The organism is Gemmatimonas sp., assembly GCF_044345575.1.
Classification (GTDB): Bacteria; Gemmatimonadota; Gemmatimonadetes; order Gemmatimonadales; family Gemmatimonadaceae; genus Gemmatimonas.
The window spans coordinates 1-7,194 of the sequence record NZ_JBIJAW010000169.1; the positions used below are offsets into that span (position 1 = coordinate 1).

Consider the following 7,194-nt stretch of genomic DNA (forward strand, 5'->3'; position numbering starts at 1 on the left):
GCGCTGGTTTGTGGGCACGCGCCTCAACTTCGCCGAGCATCTGCTGCGCCGTCGCGATGACGGGGCGGCCCTCGTGTCGTGGAACGAACACGGGGCGCAGCAGCGCCTGAGCTTCGCCGAACTGGCCCGGCGCGTGGCGCAGTGCGCGGCGGCGCTGCGTGCGCAGGGCGTCGGCGTTGGTGACCGGGTGGTGGGGTGGATGCCCAATCTGCCGGAGACGGTGATCGTGATGCTCGCGGCCGCGTCGATCGGCGCCGTATGGTCGAGCTGCTCGCCCGATTTCGGCACGAAGGGCGTGCTCGACCGGTTCGGACAGATCGCGCCCAAGGTCCTGATCGCCGCCGACGGCTATTGGTACGCCGGCAAGCGTATCGACTGCATGCCGCGGCTACGCGAGATCGTCGGCGCCATTCCGAGTCTCGAAGCGGTGTGGGTCGTGCCGTACGCGAGTGCGTCAACCGACCTCGGTGACCTGCCACACGCCACGTCGTGGCCCGACGTACTCGACGCGTTCGTCGCGCACGATACGCCGCGGTTCACGCGGCTCCCCTTTGATCATCCGCTGTACATCCTGTATTCGAGCGGGACGACCGGCCTGCCGAAGTGCATGGTGCACGGGGCCGGCGGGACGCTGTTGCAGCACTGGAAGGAACTCGCGCTCCATACGGACCTGCGTGAGCGCGACGTGCTCTTCTACTTCACCACCTGCGGGTGGATGATGTGGAACTGGCTCGTGAGCGGTCTGGCCGTGGGGGCCACCGTGGTGCTCTACGACGGCGCGCCCCTCGCGCCCGATCCCACGGTGCTCTGGCGCATGGCCAGCACCGAGCGCGTGTCGGTGTTCGGCACGAGCGCGAAGTATCTCGCCATGTGCGAGAAAGAGGGGCTTGTCCCTCGCGAGCTGGCCGACCTGTCGGCGCTGCGCGCCGTGCTCAGTACGGGCAGTCCGCTGGCCTCGCACAGCTACGACTACGCGCAGCGCGCCATCGGCGAGCGGGTGCGGCTGTCGAGCATCAGCGGTGGCACCGATATCGTGAGCTGCTTCGCCCTCGGCGATCCCACGGGGGCGGTGTATCGCGGCGAGTTGCAGATGCGCGGTCTCGGCATGGCCGTAGACGTGTACGACGACAGTGGTCGGCCGGTTCGGGAGGCGCCGGGAGAGCTCGTGTGTACGCGTCCGTTTCCGAGCATGCCGGTGGCGTTCTGGAACGATCCGACCGGCGCCCTGTATCGCGCGGCCTACTTCGAGCAGATCTCCGGCGTCTGGCGCCACGGCGACTGGGCGGAGATCACGGCCCATGACGGGCTGGTGATTCATGGGCGGAGCGATGCGACGCTCAATCCGGGCGGGGTGCGCATTGGCACCGCCGAGATCTACCGCCAGGTGGAGCAGATCCCGGAGGTCGTGGAGTCACTGGTGGTGGAGCAGACGATCGGCGAGGCCGCCGGGACCGATTCGCGCGTCGTGCTCTTCGTACGCCTGCGTGACGGCGTCGCCCTCACCGACACGCTGCAGGCCGCCATTCGCACCCGGATTCGGGAGCACACGAGTCCGCATCATGTGCCCCGCGTCATCGTGGCCGTGAGTGACATTCCGCGCACGATCAGCGGCAAGATCACCGAACTCGCCGTGCGCGAGGTGATCCACGGCCGGCCCGTGAAGAACGTCGATGCGCTCGCCAATCCTGCCGCACTCGACCTGTTCCGGGATCTGCCGGCGCTCCGGCACTGAGATGCAGCTCGGGGGTATCCCCGGTGGCGACGCGGCAGAACCGCGCTCGCGGCATCGTGCGAAGCTGGAATCCGCCCGCTAGCTTTCCCTCCATGTTCCTGACCCAGCCTGCCGAGGATCAGCGACAGCGCGCCTGGATTGGTGCGCTGCCCCGGTCGCATATCTGAGCAATGTGACGTTGCCGCACCCCGCGTGACGCCGCCCGGCCATCGTGCCGCCGGTGCACGCGTGTCCGTGTCTGTCCACGATCACATCCCCATTTCAGGTATACGCATGGCCACGCTGACCCTCCCGGAAACGGGCATCGAGCAGGACGCCTTCCCCATCAACGGCACCGACTACGTCGAGTTCTATGTCGGGAACGCCAAGCAGGCGAGTCACTACTATCGCGCCGCCTTCGGGTATTCGCTGGTGGCCTATCGCGGCCCCGAAACGGGGGTGCGTGACCGCGCCAGCTACCTCATGCAGCAGGGGAAGATCCGCCTGGTGCTCACCACGCCGCTCGCGCCCGAGTCGCCGATCGCCGAGCATGTGCACAAGCACGGCGACGGGGTGAAGGACTACGCGCTGTGGGTGGACGATGCGCGGCTCGCGTACGAAACCGCCATCGCGCGCGGCGCGATTCCGGTGCAGGCGCCGCAGGTGTTCAGTGACGAGCACGGCGACGTGGTCATTGCGGCCATCGGCACGTACGGCGACACCATCCACTCGATCGTCGAGCGCCGCAACTACCGCGGGGTGTTCCTGCCGGGCTTCAAGCCGGTGACGCCGCACTACCAGCCGGCGGACGTGGGGCTCAAGTTCGTCGACCATTGCGTGGGCAACGTCGAGCTCGGGAAGATGAACCACTGGGTGGCGTACTACGCCGACGTGCTCGGCTTCCGCAACCTCATCACCTTCGACGACAGCGACATCAGCACCGAGTATTCGTCGCTCATGTCGAAGGTGATGGCCAACGGGAACGACAAGATCAAGTTCCCCATCAACGAGCCCGCCTCGGGGAAAAAGAAGTCGCAGATCGAGGAGTATCTCGATTTCTATCGCGGTCCCGGTGCCCAGCACCTCGCGCTCGCGACCGACGACATTCTCACCACGGTGAAGGCGTTGCGCGACCGCGGGGTGGAATTCCTCAGCGTGCCCACGTCGTACTACGACGAGCTGCAGGCGCGTGTGGGCACGATCGACGAGCCCGTGGAAGAGCTGGCGAAGCTTGGCATTCTCGTCGATCGCGATCCCGACGGCTACCTGCTGCAGATCTTCACGAAGCCGGTGGAAGACCGGCCCACGCTTTTCTACGAGATCATCCAGCGCAAGGGCGCCACGAGCTTCGGCAAGGGCAACTTCAAGGCGCTGTTCGAAAGCATCGAGCGCGAGCAGGAACTGCGCGGGAACCTCTGAGGCCAGTATGCCCATCTACCACCAGCTCGGCACTATTCCGCGCAAGCGGCACACCGTGTTCCGCCGCCCCGATGGCGGGCTGTACGCCGAAGAACTCATGGGACACGAGGGCTTCGTCGGTACGTCGTCGCTGCTGTATCACACGCATCCGCCCACCACGGTCAAGTCCGCCCGCAAGGTGTGCGACCTGCGCTGGGAAGAGGACACGGATACGTCGTTGCGTCACCGCCACTTCCTCACGTCGCGTGTCAAGAATGGGGGCTCCCCCACGCTCGACCGGTTGCCGCTGCTCTTCAACAGCGACATCGGCATGCTATATGTGGAGCCTGATGTGACCGACTCCCACTTCTACCGCAACTCGCAGGCGGATGAGGTGGTGTACGTGGTGGAAGGGCACGGCGTTCTCGAGTCGGTGTTCGGCGAGCTGCCGTACAAGCCCGGCGATTACGTGGTGATTCATCGCAACATCACGCACCGCTGGCGTCTCGATACGAGCACGGGGCCCACCAAGTTCCTCGTGATGGAGAGCCGCGGGCACGTGCGGTTTCCGAGCCGGTATCGCAACAAGTTCGGGCAGCTGCTCGAAGGCGCACCGTACAGCGAGCGCGACATCCGTCGTCCCATGCTGCTCGAGCCGCGTGATGAGAAGGGCGACTTCCCGATTCTCGTGAAGCAGTACGATGCGCTGAACGAGCTGATCCTCGATCACCACCCGTTCGACGTGGTGGGATGGGACGGGTACTTCTATCCGTGGATCTTCAACATCCACGACTTCGAGCCCATCGTGGGGCGCATTCACCAGCCGCCGCCGGTGCACCAGACGTTCCAGGGCGATGGCTTCGTGATCTGCAGCTTCTGCCCGCGTCCGTACGACTTCGATCCGCAGGCGGTGCCGGCGCCGTACAACCACAGCAACGTGGACTCCGACGAGGTGCTGTTCTATGCGTCGAGTGAGTTCATGAGCCGCAAGGGAATCGAGTACGGCTCCATCACGCATCACCCCGATGGCTTGCCGCACGGCCCGCACCCGGGGCGCGCTGAGGCGAGCATCGGCGCCAAGTACACCAACGAACTTGCGGTCATGATGGACAGCTTCCGGCCGCTCAAGGTCGCCAAGGCGGCCACGGTCATCGAAGACCCGAAGTATCACTTGAGCTGGATCGAACAGCAGCACGCGCAGTTCAGTCCGCCGACGTCCTGATGTATCCGTGACGGCCGTCCCCGAGGCGGCCGTCGTTCTTTCGCCCCACGCACACCATGCCCCGTTTTTCGCCTCGCTTCTCGGCGTTTCCGGTGTACCCGCTCGCCCATATCCCGGCCCGTAAGAAGGCGCTCATCGCCGCCGGCGTGGACGTGATCGATCTTGGCGCCGGTGATGCCGATCTGCCGCCGCCGCCCAAGGCTGTGGCGGCGCTGCAGGCCGCGGCCGAAGTGCCGGCCATGCAGCGGTATGGATTCGGTATGGGCTACGTGCCCTTCCGCGAAGCCATCAGCGGCTGGATGCAGACGCGCTTCGGCCAGCGCGTCGATCCCATGACGGAGATCGTCCCGCTCCTGGGCAGCAAGGAAGGGCTGGCGCACGTCGCGTTCGCGTATCTCGGCGCGGGCGATGTCGCCATCATCCCCGACCCTGCCTATCAGGCGTATCTGGGCGGCACGCTGATGAGTGATGCGACGCCGTACGTGTATGCGCTGCGGCCGCGCACGAATTTCCTCGTGGATCTCGATGAGATTCCCGACGACGTGCTGGCGCGCACGCGCGTGCTGTATCTCAACTATCCCAACAACCCCACGGCCGCCATCGCGCCGCGCGACTATCTCGAACGCGTGGTGCAGGTGTGCCGCGATCACGACATCCTCCTGGTGTACGACAACGCGTATTCGGAGATGGGCTTCGACGGCTACGTGCCGCCGAGCATCTTCGAGATCGACGGTGCGCGCGAGGTGGCCATCGAGTTCCATTCGTTGTCGAAGACGTACAACATGACGGGGTGGCGGTGTGGGTGGGCGGTGGCGAAGCCGGAGATCGCCGGAGCGCTCACCAAGGTGAAGTCGTTCACCGATACGGGGCAGTACATGGGCATTCAGGCGGCCGGCGTGGCCGCCATCGAAAGCTGGGCCGAGTTCGTGCCGCAGAATCTCGCGGTGTTCGCGGCGCGGCGAGATGCATCGGTGCAGGCGTTCCGCGACAACGGATTCCCCTGTGAATCGCCGCGGGCCACCATGTACCTCTGGATTCCGCTCCCCGAGGGGATCCCGAGTGCCGCGTTCTGCGATCGCCTGCGCGAGGAGCAGGGGGTGATCGCGATGCCGGGTTCCGGCTTCGGTGCCGGCGGTGAAGGGTTCTTCCGCATCTCGTTCATTCAGGATGGTCCGCGCATCGCCGAAGCGGCGCGACGAGCCGGCGTGGTCCTCGCGGCCATGCAGGCGGAGCTGACCTCGAGCGATGGCACCGGCCACCGCGAGATCGTGACCGCGTGAAGCGTTCGGCGATGCGTGCACGGAGTGTGGCCGTGTTGATGCTGGCAGGGGTGACGTCGTGCGGTGGCGGACGTCCATCGACGGGACCGTCGTCGGCGCCCGTGCCATCCGCAGCCGACGCGTCCAGCACATCGTCGAGTACGCCGTCATCGCGTGCGCCGTCGTCGTCATCCGCCGCGTCCGGATCCGCTCCGCGTCGCCCAGCGCCTCGGCCCGCACCGACCCCCGTGGCGCCGCCGGTGGCCACGGCGGACGCACCGGCGCTGCTGCGCGAATTCCGCGGCGTGTGGGTGGCGACGGTGGGCAACATGGACTGGCCCTCGAAGCGCACGCTGTCGCCGAGCGAGCAGCAGGCCGAGTTGCGCGCGTTGTTCGACCGCGCGCAGGCACTCAAGCTCAACGCGGTAATCTTTCAGGTGCGACCGGCCGCCGATGCGCTGTACAAGTCGAGCCTCGAACCGTGGTCGGAATTCCTCACCGGCACACAGGGGCGGGCCCCCGAGCCGGCGTGGGATCCGCTGCAGTTCGCCATCGACGAAGCGCATGCGCGAGGCATGGAGCTGCATGCGTGGTTCAACCCGTATCGTGCGGGCTTCACCCGCGGGAAGTCGCCAGCCGCGAAGACGCACATCCGCCGTACGAATCCCACGCTGGTGAAGCGGTACGGCAATTATTGGTGGATGGATCCGGGCGAGGCGGCCGTGCGCGCGCGCACGGTGCGCGTGGTGGTGGACGTGGTGAAGCGCTACGACGTGGATGGCGTGCACCTCGATGACTATTTCTATCCGTATCCCGAGAACGACCGCCGCGGTCGTGCGATGCCGTTTCCCGACGCCACGAGCTGGAAGAAGTACACGGCGAAAGGCGGCGATCTGTCACGTGACGAATGGCGCCGCGAGAATGTGAACACGCTCGTGCGTGAACTCGACGAGGCCATTCACAAGACGAAGCCGTGGGTGCGCTTCGGCATCAGCCCCTTCGGTATCTGGCGTCCAGGGTATCCGGCGTCCGTGCGCGGTTTCGATGCCTACGAGAAGCTCTATGCCGACGCGCGCAAATGGCTGCGTGAAGGGTGGGTGGACTACTTCACCCCACAGCTTTACTGGCCCACGACCAAGGTGGGGCAGGCGTATCCGGTGCTGCTCGACTGGTGGGCCTCGGAGAACGTCATGCAGCGGCATCTGTGGCCGGGCAACTACTCGTCGCTCGCCGGTGGCGCCGGCCGCACGGCGTTTCCCGTGAGCGATCTGGTCGAGCAGATCCGGCTCACCCGTCTGCAGCCGCTCGCGTCGGGGAACGTGCACTTCAGCATGACTTCGTTCCTGAAGAATCAGGCGGGGATGAACGACACGCTGGTGAGCGGGCCGTATGCGTCGCCCGCGCTGCCACCGGCGACCCCATGGCTCAAGGCGTCCCCGCCGCCCACGCCGGCCCCTCGCGTCGTCCAGGCAGCGGGTGCCACGCAGCTCCGCCTGGCGCCACAGGGCAAGTCGGCCCCGTGGCAGTGGGTGGTGAGGCTGCGCACGGACACGGCATGGGTTACCATGATATTGCCGGGCGCGACCACCACCTGGACGGTCCCT

5 protein-coding genes are annotated in these 7,194 nt (G+C 66.3%); all 5 read left to right on the forward strand.

Annotated elements, in window-relative coordinates; translation table 11 throughout:
- Nucleotides 1–1,732, forward strand: a 1,732-nt coding sequence (locus ACIQ6O_RS10635; RefSeq protein WP_396207765.1) for an acetoacetate--CoA ligase, incomplete at its 5' end; no start/stop codon positions are given.
- A 273-nt stretch (nucleotides 1,733–2,005) separates the two neighbouring features.
- Nucleotides 2,006–3,130, forward strand: a complete 1,125-nt coding sequence (gene hppD, locus ACIQ6O_RS10640) for a 4-hydroxyphenylpyruvate dioxygenase (protein ID WP_396207766.1) — start codon at nucleotides 2,006–2,008, stop codon at nucleotides 3,128–3,130.
- 7 nt (nucleotides 3,131–3,137) lie between these two features.
- Nucleotides 3,138–4,331 (forward strand): homogentisate 1,2-dioxygenase, encoded by a 1,194-nt coding sequence (locus tag ACIQ6O_RS10645; RefSeq protein WP_396207767.1) that lies wholly within the window; start codon nucleotides 3,138–3,140, stop codon nucleotides 4,329–4,331.
- A gap of 56 nt (nucleotides 4,332–4,387) precedes the next feature.
- The gene (locus ACIQ6O_RS10650; protein WP_396207768.1) at nucleotides 4,388–5,611 is read left to right on the forward strand and encodes an aminotransferase class I/II-fold pyridoxal phosphate-dependent enzyme; all 1,224 of its coding nucleotides are present in this window, start codon (nucleotides 4,388–4,390) and stop codon (nucleotides 5,609–5,611) included.
- A 239-nt stretch (nucleotides 5,612–5,850) separates the two neighbouring features.
- Nucleotides 5,851–7,194: glycoside hydrolase family 10 protein (locus ACIQ6O_RS10655; RefSeq protein WP_396207769.1), on the forward strand; the 1,344-nt coding region annotated here is incomplete at its 3' end.

What these genes read in the sequence shown, in the direction of transcription:
- ACIQ6O_RS10645 (WP_396207767.1), top strand. Translation starts at nt 3,138, where the DNA reads ATGCCCATCTACCACCAGCTCGGCACTATTCCGCGCAAGCGGCACACC.
- ACIQ6O_RS10650 (WP_396207768.1), top strand. Translation starts at nt 4,388, where the DNA reads ATGCCCCGTTTTTCGCCTCGCTTCTCGGCGTTTCCGGTGTACCCGCTC.
- hppD (WP_396207766.1), top strand. Translation starts at nt 2,006, where the DNA reads ATGGCCACGCTGACCCTCCCGGAAACGGGCATCGAGCAGGACGCCTTC.